General features: G+C 60.6%; 17 protein-coding genes. 9 read left to right on the top strand and 8 right to left on the bottom strand.

Annotation, left to right across the window (positions count from 1 at the left end):
- Positions 1 to 130: 130 nt before the first annotated feature.
- The 5 genes from A0251_RS04090 (at position 131) to A0251_RS04070 (ending at position 2,818) form a co-directional block, all read left to right on the top strand.
- A complete protein-coding gene (locus A0251_RS04090) occupies positions 131 to 772 on the top strand; it encodes an MBL fold metallo-hydrolase (protein WP_062815579.1) in 642 nt (213 codons plus the stop codon).
- 40 nt (positions 773 to 812) lie between these two features.
- Positions 813 to 1,313 carry a mechanosensitive ion channel domain-containing protein gene (locus A0251_RS04085; RefSeq protein WP_231874153.1) on the top strand — a complete coding sequence of 167 codons (501 nt, stop codon included), beginning with the start codon at positions 813 to 815 and terminating at the stop codon, positions 1,311 to 1,313.
- Positions 1,314 to 1,398: 85 nt separating this feature from the next.
- Positions 1,399 to 1,701 (top strand): BPTI/Kunitz domain-containing protein, encoded by a 303-nt coding sequence (locus A0251_RS04080; RefSeq protein ID WP_062815577.1) that lies wholly within the window; start codon positions 1,399 to 1,401, stop codon positions 1,699 to 1,701.
- Positions 1,698 to 2,036 (top strand): hypothetical protein, encoded by a 339-nt coding sequence (locus A0251_RS04075; protein WP_062815576.1) that lies wholly within the window; start codon positions 1,698 to 1,700, stop codon positions 2,034 to 2,036. Before A0251_RS04080 ends, A0251_RS04075 begins: the two co-directional genes overlap by 4 nt.
- A 71-nt stretch (positions 2,037 to 2,107) precedes the next feature.
- A complete protein-coding gene (locus A0251_RS04070; protein ID WP_062815575.1) occupies positions 2,108 to 2,818 on the top strand; it encodes a DUF2057 domain-containing protein in 711 nt (236 codons plus the stop codon).
- 352 nt (positions 2,819 to 3,170) lie between these two features.
- On the opposite strand, the gene A0251_RS04065 is transcribed toward A0251_RS04070, so the two are convergent.
- A complete protein-coding gene (locus A0251_RS04065) occupies positions 3,171 to 3,590 on the bottom strand; it encodes a secondary thiamine-phosphate synthase enzyme YjbQ (RefSeq protein WP_062815574.1) in 420 nt (139 codons plus the stop codon).
- Between the two features lie 89 nt (positions 3,591 to 3,679).
- Between A0251_RS04065 and A0251_RS04060 the strand changes: the two genes are divergently transcribed.
- On the top strand, positions 3,680 to 4,486 hold the full coding sequence (locus A0251_RS04060; RefSeq protein WP_062815573.1) for an SDR family NAD(P)-dependent oxidoreductase: 807 nt from the start codon (positions 3,680 to 3,682) through the stop codon (positions 4,484 to 4,486).
- Between the two features lie 147 nt (positions 4,487 to 4,633).
- On the opposite strand, the gene A0251_RS04055 is transcribed toward A0251_RS04060, so the two are convergent.
- Positions 4,634 to 5,596, bottom strand: coding sequence for a 2-hydroxyacid dehydrogenase (locus tag A0251_RS04055; protein WP_062815572.1), 963 nt, complete (start codon positions 5,594 to 5,596; stop codon positions 4,634 to 4,636).
- Between the two features lie 38 nt (positions 5,597 to 5,634).
- Here A0251_RS04055 and A0251_RS04050 point away from each other — a divergent pair, with 38 nt between their 5' ends.
- Together A0251_RS04050 and betB are read left to right on the top strand one after the other, a co-directional pair.
- Positions 5,635 to 6,303, top strand: a complete 669-nt coding sequence (locus tag A0251_RS04050) for a DUF523 domain-containing protein (protein ID WP_062815571.1) — start codon at positions 5,635 to 5,637, stop codon at positions 6,301 to 6,303.
- Positions 6,304 to 6,484: 181 nt separating this feature from the next.
- A complete protein-coding gene (gene betB / locus A0251_RS04045) occupies positions 6,485 to 7,948 on the top strand; it encodes a betaine-aldehyde dehydrogenase (protein WP_062815570.1) in 1,464 nt (487 codons plus the stop codon).
- A gap of 174 nt (positions 7,949 to 8,122) precedes the next feature.
- On the opposite strand, the gene betA is transcribed toward betB, so the two are convergent.
- The 5 genes from betA to speA all read right to left on the bottom strand — a co-directional run bounded on the left by betA (position 8,123) and on the right by speA (position 15,175).
- The gene (gene betA / locus A0251_RS04040) at positions 8,123 to 9,808 is read right to left on the bottom strand and encodes a choline dehydrogenase (protein ID WP_062815569.1); all 1,686 of its coding nucleotides are present in this window, start codon (positions 9,806 to 9,808) and stop codon (positions 8,123 to 8,125) included.
- 24 nt (positions 9,809 to 9,832) lie between these two features.
- Positions 9,833 to 11,893, bottom strand: a complete 2,061-nt coding sequence (betT, locus tag A0251_RS04035) for a choline BCCT transporter BetT (RefSeq protein WP_062815568.1) — start codon at positions 11,891 to 11,893, stop codon at positions 9,833 to 9,835.
- A gap of 346 nt (positions 11,894 to 12,239) precedes the next feature.
- The gene (locus tag A0251_RS04030; protein ID WP_062815567.1) at positions 12,240 to 12,695 is read right to left on the bottom strand and encodes a DUF4112 domain-containing protein; all 456 of its coding nucleotides are present in this window, start codon (positions 12,693 to 12,695) and stop codon (positions 12,240 to 12,242) included.
- Positions 12,695 to 13,039 carry a Rieske 2Fe-2S domain-containing protein gene (locus tag A0251_RS04025; protein ID WP_062815566.1) on the bottom strand — a complete coding sequence of 115 codons (345 nt, stop codon included), beginning with the start codon at positions 13,037 to 13,039 and terminating at the stop codon, positions 12,695 to 12,697. The genes A0251_RS04030 and A0251_RS04025 overlap by 1 nt, the downstream gene beginning before the upstream one ends.
- 255 nt (positions 13,040 to 13,294) lie before the next feature.
- A complete protein-coding gene (speA, locus tag A0251_RS04020; RefSeq protein WP_062815565.1) occupies positions 13,295 to 15,175 on the bottom strand; it encodes a biosynthetic arginine decarboxylase in 1,881 nt (626 codons plus the stop codon).
- Between the two features lie 160 nt (positions 15,176 to 15,335).
- Between speA and speE the strand changes: the two genes are divergently transcribed.
- A complete protein-coding gene (gene speE / locus A0251_RS04015; protein ID WP_062815564.1) occupies positions 15,336 to 16,196 on the top strand; it encodes a polyamine aminopropyltransferase in 861 nt (286 codons plus the stop codon).
- A 188-nt stretch (positions 16,197 to 16,384) separates the two neighbouring features.
- Here the strand turns inward: speE and A0251_RS04010 are convergent, their stop codons facing one another.
- Entirely contained in the window at positions 16,385 to 16,864 is a 480-nt protein-coding gene (locus A0251_RS04010; RefSeq protein WP_062815563.1) for a hypothetical protein, read from the bottom strand.
- Positions 16,865 to 16,902: the final 38 nt, after the last annotated feature.

Genomic DNA, 16,902 nt, shown 5'->3' with positions numbered 1-16,902 from the left:
AAAATCAAAACCTGTGGAATCACCTTGGGTTTTCGAAACCCGCGTCTCGCCACTCGCTGCTATTTCAAACATGAATCCGGTTCCGGTTTGCGGCTATACTGCACGCACATTCTCAGCCCGATAGACAGCCATGAAGTACGCCATCCTGCCGGTGACTCCGTTCCAGCAAAACTGCTCCTTCCTCAAGTGCGAAACCACCGACAAGGTGGCTATCGTCGATCCCGGCGGGGATCTGGACAAGATTCTGGAAGCCCTGCAACAGGTGGGCGGCACGCCGGAAAAAATCCTTGTCACCCACGCGCATCTGGATCACATCGGTGCCGTGGCCGAGCTGGCAGGCAAACTGGATCTGCCCATCGAAGGGCCGCACCGGGACGACCAGTTCTGGATCGACATGCTGCCCCAGCAGGCGCAGATGATGGGCTTTCAGCCCTCACGGCCGTTCACCCCCAACCGCTGGCTGGAAGACGGTGACACGGTCACCGTGGGCGAGACGATATTCCAGGTACGCCACTGCCCCGGCCACACCCCCGGCCATGTGGTGTTCTACCAGCCGGACAGCAAACTGGTGGTGGTGGGCGATGTGCTGTTCAACGGCTCCATCGGCCGTACGGATTTCCCCAAGGGCGATTTCGACACCCTGATCCAGGCCATCAAGGAAAAGCTGCTCACCCTGGATGATGATGTGTCCTTCATCCCCGGCCACGGCCCCATGTCCACCATCGGCCATGAGCGCGCCAACAATCCTTTCGTTTCCGGCAAGCACGGTTGAGGCAGTCATGGAATCCAGCGCAATGAAATGGGGTTTGACGATGGCCGTCATTCTGTTGGCCTGGCTGCTGTCCGTGTTGCTGCGCAGCGCCACCCGACGGCTGGGCCGCCGCCGTGATTTCAGCCGGGCCCGCATCTTCCAGACCGCCGTGGTAATCAACACTGCCTGCGTGGTGCTGTCACTGCTTACCATCGGGATTCTCTGGGGGCTTAACGGCAGCGGCCTGATGGTGTTCGCCACCTCGCTGATGGCCCTGCTCGGCGTGGCCCTGTTTGCCAGCTGGTCCATGCTCAGCAACACCACCGCCGCCATCATCCTGTTCTTCAGTGCTCCCTACCGGGTGGGGGATCGCATCCGCCTGCTGGATGGCGACAACACGGTCACCGGCCAGATCCGTTACATGGGGCTCATCTTCATCACCGTGCAGGATGAGCTGGGCCACCGTTACACCCTGCCCAACAACCTGCTGCTGCAGAAAACCGTGATTCGTCTGCGCGGCGACACCCTGCCCCGGGATCACAAACACTGCCGGGCTGACTAGGGCACCCCTACAGAGTAAAGTGACGGTCTGGAACGCCTTGCCGGATTGGCAAGGCCGTGCGTAGATCAACGACAAGGACGACACCATGCGACTGCTCTTTCCCCTGATCGTCACCGCCCTGCTGGCCGGATGCCTGAGCGGTACCGAGGCCGACAATACGCTGCCGGATGCCTGTTACCAGCCGCCGGAAACCGGCATGTGCAGGGCTGCTTTCCAGCGCTACTACTACGATCAGGAAAGCGACAGCTGCAAGAGCTTTACCTGGGGTGGCTGCAAGGGCAGCGTCCCCTTCGAAACCCAGGATGCCTGCGTGCAGACCTGTAATGCCGGCAACAGCGAACCTGCCAGCCCGGCGAGAACCTATCGCAGCAAGGGAGACCCGCAATGAGTCAGATATCGTCTCTGGGCATGGCCCGGGCGGTTTATGTATTGCATCTGGTAGGCCTGATCACCGGCGGCCTGACCGCCATTGCCGGGGTCATCATTGCCCACCTCCACGCCGGGGATGCCCCGCCGCCCCTGCGTGAGCACTTCCGCTTCCAGTACCGCACCTTCTGGATCGGTCTGCTCTACAGCATCATTGCCGGCATCACCACCCTGGCCTTTATCGGTTGGCTGTTGATGGTGATCATCACCATCTGGTGGATCGTGCGCTGTGCCCGCGGCCTGAGCACCCTGAATCGCAATGTGGCACCCGCCCGGGTGGATACCTGGGGCTTCTGATTTTGCCACTGTCACAAAGCTGTCATTATGGCCGGCCAGACTGGCTGGCCCGCGCCTACCTAGGAGAGATCATGCTGTCCCTGCGCCTTATCCCCCTCATTCTCTGCACCCTGATTCTGTCCGCCTGCGCCCGCAGCCCCGTGGTCCAGCTCTACGACGGTGCCGCCAAACCTGACAGCCAGGTACTGACCGTGCGCGTGCCCAGCGAAATCGAAGTGTTCACCATCAACGGCAAGGAAGTGGATGGCGCCAACACCTTTTTCGCCACCGACTTCAAGGAACTGAAGTTCGCCCCCGGCCGCTACGAGATCCTCGCCTACTACAAGGAACTGTGGCAGCTGGACGCGGACAACCATGAAATCGTGAAAACCAACCCGGCCAACTTTATCGTCGACGGCAAGGCCGGCGAGAAATGGCAACTGGATTACGAAAAACCCGCCAACGTGGAGGAAGCCCGCGCCCTGGAAGACACCTTTACCGGCTGGGCCCTGAACACCGCCACCGGCGAAAAAGTGGCTGCCCAGGAATCCAACCTGATCCTCAAGCGCGGTTTCCTGGCACCCATCACCGGCGAAGAGGTGAGCACCGCGGCCTCCGCAAGCGTGGCACCCCAACAAGCGGTCGCCCCGGCACCTGCCAGCAGCGCTCCGGCTCCAGCTCCGGCCACTCAGGCAGCCCCTGCCCCGGCCCCCGCCGGCAGCTACCTGGATACCCTGAAAGCCCAGTGGAAGCAGGCCACCCCGGAAGAGCGCCGGGAATTTTTGCAGTGGATAGCTGAATAGGATTACGAGTCACGAGAAGCGAGTCGCGAAAGGCCCCTGAAATATGGGGTTCGCTTCTCGCAACTCGGTACTGACACACTTCTCCCCGAAGCCGCTGTAGGAACGGAGCGTAGCGGAGTAACGACCGTAGGTCGGCCCGAAGGGTGAGCGTAGCGAATAACGCCTCTTGAGGCGCGAACCTTGCGAAGCAAGGAATCGCCCATAGGGCGATCAGGACTTGCCGAAACTGACAGGTTTCTCCAGGTAGACCTGACATTCTCTGAAAGCTTTGTCGCCTCGCTGCGCTCGGTTCGTGCCTCAAGAAGCGCTCCTACAGCGGCCTTGTAGATCACGTGGCGGCAACGCCCGCCATTCACTCCCCCTGAATCGTCGCTACCAGCCGTCTCGCCCCACCATGATCCCGGTGCTCGCACAGGTAAATTCCCTGCCAGGTGCCCAGCGCCAATCGGCCATTGCTGATCGGCAGGCTCAGCGACGGGCCGATCAGCACGCTCTTGATATGGGCGGGCATGTCGTCCGGGCCTTCCAGGGTATGTTCATAGTAAGGCGCGTTTTCCGGCACCATCACATTCAGATGCCGCTCCAGATCGCCGCGCACATCCGGGTCGGCATTTTCGTTGATGGTCAGCGAGGCAGAGGTGTGCTGGATAAAAAGATGCAGCAAGCCCACCTTCACCTCTGCCAGCTCCGGCAAGCCTTGCAGCACCTCACGGGTCACCAGGTGACAACCACGGCGTTGTGCCGCCAGCGTCAACGTTTTCTGAAACCACATCTTCGTCCCCTTTGGACCTTGGCCCCGGCTGCGGGAAGCGGCAGACTCGAAGGTCTGCGTTTTCATCGCACAGCATTCAAGGGGCATGCATGAAACTGAATGGCCAGACCATTGTACTCACCGGCGCTTCCAGTGGCATCGGCGCCGAGGCGGCAAAAATCATGGCGCGCCGGGGCGCCACCCTGTGCCTGGTGGCACGCCGGGAAGAACAGCTGCGGGAGGTTCAGGAAGTCATCGAAACAGAGGGTGGCTGCGCCTTTATCTACCCCTGCGACTTGAGCGACAACGCGGCCATCGAGGCCTGCGCCGCACGGATTCTCGCCGAGCAGCCGCGTATCGATGCGCTGGTGAACAATGCGGCCCATTCCATCCGCCGCCCCATCGAGAAGTCCCTGGATCGCCTGCACGATTACCAGCGCACCGTGCAGCTCAACTACATCGGCGCCGTAGCCATGACCCTGAAGCTGCTGCCGCGGTTTCTCGACCAGGGCCATGGTCATGTGGTGAATATTTCCAGCCTCTCCACCCAGGTGCCCATCCCCCTGTTTTCTGCCTACCTGGCCAGCAAGAGCGCCCTGGAATCCTTCACCCGTTCCCTGCAGGCGGAGATGGGCCATCAGGGCATCAGCACCACGGTGGTGTACTTCCCCATGGTACGCACGCCCATGTCATCACGTACCGCCATCTACAAATACATGCCAATGATGCACGTGAAAAAAGCCGCCGGCTGGATCGTGGAAGCCTGCGAAAAGCGCCCGGCGCGCATCGCCCGCCCCATGGGCAAACTGGGCAGCGTGCTACTCGCCGCCCTCCCCGGCCCGGCCACCAAACTGCCGCAGCCGCTGTTCCGGGGCATGGACAAACTGCTGGCCAGCCAGCTGAAGAAGAAGGGTTAACCCAACCCCGGCCGTAGGAGCGTCGCTCGCGGCGCGATTCCAGGCCAGGACAAAAACACGCTCAACACAGAGCCCCTTCTTGCCCTCTGTAGCCTTTTGGAAAATCGATTTTTCTGGGGTTGGGTTATCGCGCCGCGAGCGACGCTCCTACGGAGAGGCGTTAACCACATTGATCGCACTGCCCGCCTGCCACTGGCGGATATTTTCCACCACCCCATTCAGCAAGCGTTGTCGGCACTCTCTCGTGCCCCAGGCGTTGTGCGGGGTGATAATAAGATTGGGAATATCCTCCGCCAGCAACGGATGATCCGCCGGTGGCGGTTCGCTGCTGAGCACGTCCAGGCCGGCGCCGCCCAGGTGGCCAGAACGCAGGGCATCGGCCAGCGCCGGTTCATCAATCAGGCCACCCCGGGCGGTGTTGATCAGAAAGGCGCCGGGCTTCATTTGCGCGATAAAGGACGCATTCACCAGCTTGTCGGTCTGCGTCGTCAACGGACAATGCAGGCTGAGCACATCCGCCTGCGGCAGCAACTCCGCCAACGTCACCCGCCCGGACTGGCCACCATGGCGCTGGAAGGATTCCGCCACCAATACCTGCATGCCCAGCGCCTCGGCCAGCCGGGCCACTTCCCGGCCCAGATCCCCGTGGCCGATCAGCCCCAGGGTCTTGCCGGCCAGCTCCATGATCGGGTGATTCAGCAGACAGAACTGGGCCGCCCGGCTCCAGGCACCGGCCTTCACATCCCGGTCGTACTGATGCCAGCGGGTGGCCAGTGACAACATCAACGTCAGGGTGTGCTGGGCCACCGAGGCCCGCGCATAACCGCTCACATTGCACACGGTAATGCCCCGCTCCCGGGCTGCCTCCAGGTCCACATTATTGGTACCGGTGGCACAAATGCAGATAAGCTTGAGGGACGGGCAGGCTTTCAGGATCGCCGCATCCAGCACCACCTTGTTGGTGATGACCACCTGGGCATCCTGCAACCGAGCCACCCGCTCCTCCGGACGGGTCAGCGGATGGAAGGTCCAGGGCATCAACGCCTCCAGGGCGGCGAAGTCCATCTCGTCGGGGTTGAGGGTATCGGTGTCGAGAAAAACGCCCTGCATGTTCGGTCACCTTTATCGGGGAAGAAGGGAGGTGTTCCATGCTAACGGATTTGCTGGAAAAGATGGGCTTCACCCTGCCACAGCATGACTGGCAGAAACCGGTGGTGGGGGTCAGCGCCTGCCTGCTAGGCCAGAAGGTTCGCTACGACGGCGACCACAAGCACAACGCCATCCTGGTGCACCAGCTGGGCCCGCTTCTGCGCTTTCGCGATACCTGCCCGGAAGTGGCCATCGGCCTGCCGGTCCCGCGCCCACCCATTCAGGTGGTGCAGATGGATGACACCCTTCGCGTGAAGGGCGTGGACAATCCGCAGCAGGATGTCACCGACGCCCTGGAAGACGTGGCCTCCCGGCTCGGGGAACCGCTCAGCGGATTTGTCCTGAAAGCCCGCTCCCCCAGTTGCGGCCACCTGAGTACCCCGGTGCACAACACCACGGGCCAGCAGATCGGCATGGCTTCCGGCGCCTTCGCCCGCAAGCTCCACGAATTATTTCCGCGCATTCCCCTGGCCAACGACAGCGACCTGGAAAAGCCCGCGTTTCTGCAGAGTTTTCTGCTACAGGTGTATTGCTACCACCAGTGGCACCACAACGACCACCAGGGCCAGTGGCTCAATGCCATGCAGGCGCAAAGCGAACAACTGGACGAACCCCTGCACAGTGGGCTGCGCCACTATCTCGATAAACTCGGGCAGGCGATGCACTAAAAAGCAGTTAATAGTTAACAATGAATAGTTAATAGCGAAAACCCAAACCAAGTTCCGGGCTGCGAATTCAGGTTTTCGAAACTCGCGACTCTCAACTCGTCACTAAACCCCGGTTTCGTGGGGAATCAATGCGCGCTATGGTGGTCGGTAATGGACCCGACAGCGACCCGGCGAGGATGTCATGACACAGCAACAGGACCGGCTGCTCTGGATCGACGGCCAATTCACCCCCGGCAGCGCCAACCAGTTCTTCGACACCATCAACCCGGCCGCCAACAAGGTGATCTGCCGGGTGGCCCAGGCCACTCCCGACGACGTGGACCGTGCCGTGCAGGCAGCCAAACAGGCCCAGCCCGCCTGGCAGGCTCTTGGCGGCGTGGAGCGCGGTCGCATCCTGATGCGCACCGCCCAGCTGCTGCGCGAACACCGCGACGAAATCGCCCAGCTGGAAACCCTGGATGCGGGCAAGCCCATCGCTGAAACCCCGGAAGCGGATGTGGATTCCGCCATCAACTGCCTGGAATATTTCGCCGGTCAGGCCAGCTCCCTGCAGGGGGAATACCAGCAGGTGCCCGGCGGCTTCTTCTACACCCGCCCGGAAGCCCTCGGCGTGTGCGCCGGCATCGGCGCCTGGAACTACCCGGTGCAAATCGCCAGCTGGAAAGCCGCCCCGGCCCTGGCCGCCGGTAATGCGCTGGTCTACAAACCCTCGGAAGTCACCCCCCTGTCCGCCCTGCGTCTGGCAGAACTGTTCAAGGAAGCGGGCTTGCCCGACGGCATCTTCAATGTGGTGCAGGGTTTCCGGGAAACCGGCGAAGCCCTCACCGGCCACCCGGACGTGGCCAAGGTCTCCCTCACCGGCGGGGTCCCCACCGGCAAGGCGGTGATGCGCGCCGCCGCCGACACCCTCAAGGGCGTGACTCTGGAACTGGGCGGCAAGTCGCCACTGATCATCTTCGAGGATGCGGACCTGGATAACGCCGTGTCCGCCGCCATGCTCGCCAACTTCTACACCCAGGGACAGATCTGCACCAACGGCACCCGCGTTTTTGTGCATGAGAGCATCAAGGATGCCTTTGTGGAAAAACTGCTGGCCCGTGTCGGCACCCTGACCCTGGGCGACCCCATGGACCCGGCCACGGAAGTGGGCCCGCTGATCAGCCACCAGCACATGCAGCACGTGCTCAACTATATCGAGATCGGCAAGGAAGAAGGCGGCCAGGTGCTGATCGGTGGCGGCAAGGCCCAGGTCGACGGCCTGCCAGAGGGCAACTTCGTCTTGCCCACGGTGTTCGATGGCCTCAATGACGAGATGCGCATCGTCCGCGAGGAAATCTTCGGGCCGGTGCTGTCACTGCTCAGCTTCCGCGATGAAGACGAGGTCGTCGCCCGCGCCAACAACACCGACTTCGGTCTGGCCGGCGGTGTCTTCACCCGCGACATCAATCGCGGCCATCGCATGGCGGAACGGATCGATGCCGGCATCGTGTGGGTCAATCACTACAACCTGACGCCCATCGAAATGCCCTTCGGTGGCTTCAAGCAATCCGGCATCGGCAAGGAAAACAGCCGCCGCGCGTTTGCCCATTACACCCGACTGAAGACGGTGTACGTGGCGCAGGAAGATGTGGATTCACCCTACTGAGCAAGCCCCTGTAGGAGCTATGCTTGCATGGCGAACCACCGCAATCGCAAGCAGGTTCGCAGTCGCAGATCCCCTTGGGGGCAAGCATAGTTCCTGCATAAAAGGTTTTTCGCCGCAGAGGTCACGGAAGCACTCTTTGCGCTGCATCCTCTGTGGTGAAAACTTGACGGCCTCTTATACCTGCCGCTTCGGCATCCCGCCGCGCTGATGTTCCTGCCAGCCATCCGCATGGAAACTGGGTGCACTGGAAGGCGGCAGCGACTTGCCAAGAATATGATCCGCCCCTTTTTCGCCGATCATGATGGTCGGTGCGTTCAGGTTGCCGTTGGTCACCGTGGGCATGATCGATGAATCCACCACCCGCAGATTCTGCACCCCGTGGACCCGGCATTGCGGATCCACTACCGCCATGTCGTCGGTGCCCATGCGGCAACTGCCCGCCGGGTGATACGCCGTTTCTGCCGTGCGTGACATCCAGTCGTCCAGCTCGTCATCGCTGTTGATATCCGGCCCCGGGGACAGCTCGGCACCGCGGTAGGGATCCATGGCGGGCTGGGCAAAAATTTCCCGGGTGAAACGCACGCCGGCGCGGAAGGCCTCACGATCCTCCTCCCGGTCGAAGTAGTTGAAAAACATACTGGGCGGCGCCGCCGGGTCTTTCGATTTCAGCTTCACCCAGCCCCGACTGAGCGGCTTGTTGGCACCCAAATGCACCTGAAAGCCATGCCCCTTCACGGCACTGGAACCATCGTAGGCAATGGCACCAGCCAGGAAGTGATACTGGATATCCGGGTACTGCAATCCGGCACGGCTGCGAATATAGCCATTGGATTCAAAGTGGTTGGACGTCCCAAGCCCCCGGCGCAGAAACAGCCAGTTGGCGCCGATCCAGGCTTTCGCCAGCGGGCCCAGCCAGCCATTCAACGTAATCTTTTGGGTACATTCCTGCTGTACCCACACCTCCAGATGATCGTGCAGATTCTGCCCCACGCCGGGCAAATCATGAATCACTTCAATGCCGTTTTCCTTCAAGTGCTCCGCCGGCCCGATACCAGACAGCATCAACAGCTTCGGCGAATTGAAGGCGCTGGCAGAGAGGATCACTTCCTTGCGTGCCTTCACCCTGTAGGTGTTTCCGCCACGGCGATATTCCACCCCCACCGCTTTCTTGCCGTCCATGATCACGCGGGTGGTCAGGGCGTGCATCTTCACGTCCAGGTTTGGCCGGTTCATGGCCGGCTTCAGATACGCCATGGCGGTGGAACAACGCACGCCGTTGCGCACGGTCATATCCATGCGGCCGAAGCCTTCCTGACGAAAGCCGTTGTAGTCTTCCGTGTAGCCATACCCGGCTTCCTCGCCGGCCTGGATAAAGGCCCGGTACAGCGGGTTTTCCATGTTATTGCCGTTGCAGGTGGTCAGCGGCCCGTCGGCACCGCGATAGTCATCACCACCGTACACACAGCCTTCGGCACGCTTGAAGTAGGGCAGCACATCCGCGTAGCCCCAACCCTCGGCACCCAGTGATTCCCACTCGGCGAAATCACCGGCGCAACCGCGCACATACACCATGCCGTTGATGGAGGATGAGCCACCAATCACCTTGCCACGGGCCTGGTGAATGCTGCGCCCGTGCAGGCCCGGCTCTGGCTCGGTATGAAAACCCCAGTCGAACTTGTTCATGTTCAGGGGAATGGAAAAGGCGGTGGGCATCTTGATGAAGATGGAGTTGTCCTTGCCGCCGAATTCCAGCACCAGCACCTGGTTGCTGCCATCCTCGGTGAGACGGTTGGCCAGTACGGCACCGGCGGAGCCGGCACCGACGATCACGTAATCCATTTCCTGATCAAAGGGGGTCATGGTTCACCTCGTGGTCATGTGCCTTCAAGCCGGACCGGGCTCGCTGGCATCGTCCATGTTGTTGCCCATCTCCCGGCGCATATGCAGGTACTGCAGGTGCGCCTCGAAATGATCGATCAGATCCTCGATCACCTGCTCGCGGCTGTAGCCCATCAGGTCATAGCTCAGCCCCCCTTCACGCAGGTGTACCTCCAGACGGTAGTACACGGACCGGGATTGCTGGGTGCGCACCGTGAACGATGGCATCAGACAACGGCGCGGCCAGACCTGATAGCTGAAGTTCTGCTCGCCACCCAGATCCACATTCAATGACAGATGCAGCTGGTCGCCGTCATCGCCAGCAATGGCCACCGGATAGCCCTTCTCCGTGAGCTCTTCCTTCACCGCCTCGAACGCCGGACGGACCGTCTTGTCGATAAACTGGGCCACCTGTTTTTCGCCGGGGAAACTGACCGCCCGGGCCAGACGTTTGCTCCAGCTTTCATGCTCGGCCCGCGAGCCCGTGCGACCGGACAATTGCCCGGCCAGCACATCCTGCATGCTGGTGGACTTCATGCCTTCCAGCTTTAACGCCCGATGCAGGCCGATCATCATCAGGAACAACACGAAGGCAAACGGCAGCCCCATGATCACCACCGCGCTCTGCAGGGCCGACAGTCCATCCGTCATCAGCAACGCCAGCGTCACCACCCCGATGATGGCGGCCCAGACAATACGCATCCACGGTGCTGCATCGTTGTTCGGGTCCTTGATGCGGCAGGTCAGATTGGATAGCACCAGAGAACCGGAGTCCCCGGAGGTGACAAAGAACACGATGGCCAGCACCGTCACCACGATGGTGGTCACCGTGACCCAGGGCAATTGCTCCAGGAACAGATAGATGGCCGAGCCCGGATTGCCCACCGCTTCCTTGCCGAATTCGGTGGCACCATTCATCACCATGTCGATAGCGGAATTCCCCATTACGGACATCCACACCATCATGAAGGTCAGCGGCAGAATGAGCGTGCCGGCCACGAAGCTGCGAATGGTGCGGCCCCGGGAAATCCGCGCCAGGAACAGCCCCACGAATGGGCCCCAGGCGATCCACCAGGCCCAGAAGAATACCGTCCAGGCATTCAGCCAGTCCTGGGGCGGATCGAAGGCATAGGTATCAAAAGACATGGAAATAAAGTGGGTCAGGTAATCGCCCACGTTCATCACCAGCGCATCCAGCAGGAAGCGGGTATCACCTACCACCAGCACGAACAGCATCAGCACAATGGCCAGCAGCATGTTGAACTCGGAGAGACGGCGGATGCCCTTGTCCACGCCGGTGGCGGCGGAGATCGCCGAGAACAGCACAATGAAGACCGCCAACACCGCCTGGGTCAGTGTGCTCTCGGCAATGCCGAACATATAGTTCAGGCCGAAGTTGAGCTGGATGATGCCGATCCCCAGGCTGGTGGCCACCCCGAACACGGTGCCCAGCACCGCAGCGATGTCCACGGCATTACCGATGGAGCCGTGAATGCGTTTCCCGAAGATGGGATACAGCGCAGATCGAATGGTCAGCGGCAAGCCATGGCGATAACTGAAATAGGCCAGTGACATACCCACCAGGGAGTAGATCCCCCAACCGGACAGCCCCCAGTGCAGGAAGGTAATCTGCATAGCTTCACGGGCCGCTTCCACCGTACCGCCCTCGCCCACTGGCGGCGTCAGGTACTGGGTCACCGGCTCCACTACGCAATAGAAAATCAGGTCGATACCGATGCCGGCGGAAAACAACATGGCCGCCCAGGTAACGATATTGAATTCCGGCTCCGCGTGATCCGGTCCCAGCTTGATGCTGCCATAGCGAGAACAGGCGATGGCAATCACAAAAACCAGATACGCCACCACGGAAATAAAGTAGAACCAGCCGAAGCTGCCAGAAATCCAGGCCAGAGCACCGTAGATGGTTTCATTGGCCTGTTCGGTGAACAGCATGGCCCACAACGCAAACAGCACGATGCCGGTGGTGGAACCATAGAACACAAGGGGATTGATGCGGCCTTCCGGAATATCGGGCTCGGCCTGGGGTGACGGGTTGGCTGTATCCATTCAGCGTTCCTCCAGTCAGGATTGCGCGGTTTCGCAAACACCCCGGTACCGGACACGGACACGCCCTGACAGCTGTGCGCAAGCGCACACGGTCAACCGCCAGCGGTGAGTTGTCAGCACCCGATCCTCCCGAGGCATTTACACACGGCTTTCCTCATTCTGCCGAGGCTAGGGGCAAGATAAAAGTGAATTCTGGTTCACAGTCGGAATCGCATGAAGGAAACGTTGTTCGCAGAGAACGCGGAGATATTGCTGTTGGAGCCTTGCTCGCAAGGCGAAGGCCCGGTAACACCGACAACCTTTCGCCTTGCGGGCAAGGCTCCAACAACAAGAGGGAGCTCACGCTTCAGAAAATCAGCGTCAGCCCACCGGTGACAACGGCAAACAGGATGGACAACCCGATCAGGGTCTTCCAGGGGAATGGTGGCGGGGGCGGCTCCACTTCGAGCTGCTTTTCCAGGTAATTCTTCAGCAGCTTGGTGTTGCGGGTATTGGCCTTGTAGATGGCATCGAAGGCATCGCCCACCACCGGCAACAGCCCGCCAAGAAAGTCGATGCCGATATTGCGCAGCATACGCAACTTCACACTCTTGCTGGCCCCGGCCCGCTGCGCTTCAATCAGCACATAGCTGGATAACACCAAGCCGGCCGCATCACCCACCAGCGGCACCAGGCCGATAATGGCCTCGGCACCGATCTGAAATTTGGTAAAGGGAATGCCGATGCTGCTGTCGGTAAAACGGCTGAACTTTTCCAGCCGCTCCAGGGTTGCCCGTTGCTGGGCTTCTGTCCTTGCTGCCATTACATCTCCACAAACAGGTGGCCGTCTTCTTCCGTGACCGGCCAGGTCTCCAGGGCTTTCTCGCCCCGCACCACATTCAGCAACTGCACACCGGGGGGAAAGTTGGCCCACTCGGTGACTTCCCCGGTACGGATATCAAACCGCGCCCGGTGCAGCGGACACTGCACACACTTGTCCTCAACAATCTTGCCCTTGCCCAAGGACGCAAACATATGGGTACAACGGGCCTGGGTGGCATAAAAACCATCACTCAGGTGATACACCACCAGTTTTTTACCACCGGCTTCCATCGCACGGCTTTTCCCTTTCGGGAGGTCCTGGCTGGCACAGAGTTCATAACGCATGTTGCTCTCCTTGCTGGCTTGGAAAAATCAGTTGTGAGTTGCTGGCTACGAAGCCCCTGTAGGAGCACCTCTCGAGGTGCGAACCTTGCGCAGCAAGGCGACAGAGATTCAAGCTATCCGCCATTCTTTCTGAAACCTGTCGAGCGCTGGCATGCCTGATCGCCCTGCGGACGATTTCCGCGCAAGCGCGGTTCGCGGCTCAAGCGCCGCTCCTACAGCGGCTTCGTGGAAAACGCCTTTTAAGATTGGCGCCCATCACTCCAGATAGGTATACCCGGCCAGGCCCTCGCGTACCAGCCCGATAAAGGTTTCCTGCTCGCCGTCGCTCAAATGCGCCTGGCGACAATGTTGCTCCAGGGCTCCCAACAACTTGTCGGTATCGTAGTTCACGTAGCGCAGCACGGAGCTCACCGTGTCGCCCTGAATGGCGTGGCTCAGGGTGATGGCGCCATCGGCCTCCACGTCCACATCCACGGAATCCGTGTCGCCGAACAGGTTGTGCATGTCGCCGAGGATTTCCTGGTAGGCACCCACCATGAAAATCCCCAGGTGGCCATTGAGCTGTTCCGGCAGCGGCAAGGTGGCTTCCACGCCTTCGCCATCCACAAACTGGTCGATGCGGCCATCGGAGTCGCAAGTAATGTCCTGGATCACCGCCCGGCGGGTGGCCGGCTTGTCCAGGCCGGACAAGGGCAGCACCGGGAAGACCTGGTTGATCCCCCACACATCCGGCACCGACTGGAACACGGAAAAATTCACGAACAACTTGTCCGCCAGGGTTTCGTTGAGGCTGTCGAGCAGCTCACGCTGCTGCTTGCGCAGCGGGTTCAACCGACCGCGCAGGGCCAGCAGGCAGTTGATATACAGCTGCTCGCCCCGGGCGCGGGTGCCCAGGCCCAGGTCACCGGCGATATAACGCTGGTGAATGTCCTGCCAGGCGCCGGTCACTTCCGAGAAACGCTCGATCAGATTGCCCGGCTCGCCGGCCAGCAACCCTTGCAGCTCCCACAACTGGTGCAGTTCGGCCACGTCGTCGTCCGCCGGCGCCTCCACCGTCACCGGGGCCATCTGCTCCTGGTCGGTGATATTCACCAGCAGCACCGCGTGGTGAGCGGTCAGCGCCCGGCCGGATTCGGAGATGATGTTGGGCTCCGGCAGGCCATGCTGGGCGCACTGCTGCTGCAGGGTCTGCACGATATGGCGGGCATAGTCACCCACCCCGTAGTTCATGGAGCAATAGGACCGGGAGTGGGTGCCTTCATAATCCACCCCCAGGCCACCGCCCACATCCACGGTTTCCACCGCCGCGCCCAGGGCGCGCATCTCGGTGTAGTAACGGGCCGCTTCGCGCATGCCCGCCTTGATGTCCTGGATATTGGCCACCTGGGAACCCAGGTGGAAATGCAGCAGCTTCACGCAATCCAGCCGCCCGGCGGCACGGCAATGCTCGATGGCCGCCATCAGCTGCGGCGCACTCAGGCCGAACTTGGACTTCTCGCCCCCGGTGTTCTGCCAGTTGCCCTTGCTGATGCTCATCAGCCGCACCCGCAGGCCGATGCGCGGCGACACGCCCAGCTCGTCCGCCAGCGACAGCAGCGCCGGCAGCTCGGACATCTTCTCCACCACGATATGCACGTGAAAGCCCAGCTTCTCGCCCATCAGCGCCAGGCGCAGGTATTCCGCGTCCTTGTAGCCGTTGCAGACGATGGTATCGCCCGGGTTGGACAGGGCCAGCACGGCCAGCAGCTCCGGCTTGGAGCCTGCCTCCAGGCCGATACGCTCGCCGTCTTCACGGGCGCGCAGAATCTCGTGCACCACCCGGCGCTGCTGGTTCACCTTGATCGGATACACCGGCGTATAGCCGCCCTGATAGTCGTTGCCCTCGATGGCCTCCCGGAAGGCCCCGGCCAGCAGCTTGACCCGCTGGCGAAGAATCCCGGAAAAACGCGCCAGCACCGGCGCCCGCAACCCGGCCGCCCGGCAGCTTTCCAGCACCGCTTCCAGCGTGGCCTGGCCGCCCTGCTCGCCATTGGGCCGCACACACAGCTGGCCCTGGTCGTCGATTCGGAAGTAGCTGTCGCCCCAGCGATCCACGTTGTAGATGTCGCTGGCGGGCAAGGAAGATCTGTCGGTCATTACCTGTCCTGAAATAAGGGGGTTGTCTGGGGGCATTATGCCTGCCGGGGCGCCGCACTCGCACCCCTTTTTCCTGCTTTACATGAGGGGCGCAGGCCTTACAATCGCGAGTATTGTCCACCCCGGGGAGCCACCTTGCTCCCACACACTGGAAAGGCCCATGAGCAGCACCAAAGACAACTGGTTTTACGAGCACTTCGACACCGCCGGCACCGCTTTCGGCCTGCGCCTGAAACAAAAGCTGGAAGAAGTGCAGACCGAGTATCAGCACATCGAGATGTGGGAAACCGACACCTTCGGTTACCTGATGACCATCGATGGCGCCACCATGCTCACCACCCGCGACAACTTCCTCTACCACGAGATGATGTCGCACCCGGTGCTGTTCAGCCACGCCAACCCCAAGCGCGTCATCATCATCGGTGGCGGCGACTGCGGCACCCTGCGTGAAGTGCTGCGTCACTCCAGCGTGGAAAAAGCCACCCAGATCGACATCGACGAAATGGTCACCCGCTATTCCGAGAAATACTTCCCGGAACTGTGCGAGTCCAACGGCGACAGCCGCGCCGAGCTGCTGTTCGAAGACGGCGTGCAATACATGCGCAACTGTGAAGATGGCAGCGTGGACGTGATCATCGTGGATTCCACCGACCCGGTGGGCCCAGCGGAAGGCCTGTTCAAGGCCGACTTCTTCCGCGATTGCCACCGCGTCCTGGCCGATGGCGGCATCATCGTGCAGCAGTCCGAATCCCCGCTGCTGCACAGCGATACCATCATCAAGGATCTGCACGCCAACATGCGCGAAGCGGGCTTCACCACCACCCAGACCCTGCCCTTCCCGCAGCCGGTATACCCCAGCGGCTGGTGGAGCTGCACCATGGCCGGCAAGAACACCGACGTGAGCCAGTTCCGCGAAGCGGATGCGACCGGTAAAGGGTTTGAGACGAAGTACTACACTGCGGCCCAGCATAAAGGGGCGCTGGTGTTGCCGCCGTTTATGGAAAAGGCGATTAAGGGCTGAGAAGCTGTAAGCTGTAAGCTGTAAGCTGTAAGCTGTAAGCTGTAAGCTGTAAGCTGTAAGCTGTAAGCTGTAAGAAAAATGCCCTTGTCTTCGTTGAAAGCAAGGGCATTTTTAGATATATCGACCACCGGGCATCAGAAACGTACGTGGCAATACCTGACCCTAAGCTCCGGCTCCATACTATGCGGCTAAAACCATGCGACAATGGCAGACCACTGCTCCCATAAAACTGTTGCCAACAGCGAAGCTATGAGGCCGATAACAAACCCCACCAGTCGCTCTTTAGCAATCTGTCTTCTGCTGGGAACTCCCGCAATTTTCTGAAAAGCCCCAAGATCCGAAGACGCAATTTTTTGAATTTCGCGAAGTTCGAGGTCGGCTGTATCTTTCTCAGATGCTAAATACTCCAATCGAGATTTCAATTCCTCGACTTTTCGAGCGCTGGTTTCAGCCTCCTCTTTGAGCTCGTTAATAGCAGATAGACCGGAAACCAAATGCTCTCTCGCACTGTCGATTCTTTTAATACGCTCATCCAAGCCCTGCTCAGGCACCAGAGCGGGCAAAACCTGCGCGAAGAATTTCCCGTCTTTCACGCCATAGCGAAATACTGGCATGGTCCACAATTTAACTAACTGGACAAAGACTTTGTTCAGCTTTCCCGATTTCATTATTTTCCTTGGCTTAACACCCACTATCATGCGCCTTT

The sequence above is a fragment of the Alcanivorax sp. NBRC 102024 genome (assembly GCF_001602235.1).
In the GTDB taxonomy this organism is placed as follows: domain Bacteria; phylum Pseudomonadota; class Gammaproteobacteria; order Pseudomonadales; family Alcanivoracaceae; genus Alcanivorax.
This window is presented reverse-complemented; position numbering and strand designations above follow the sequence as displayed.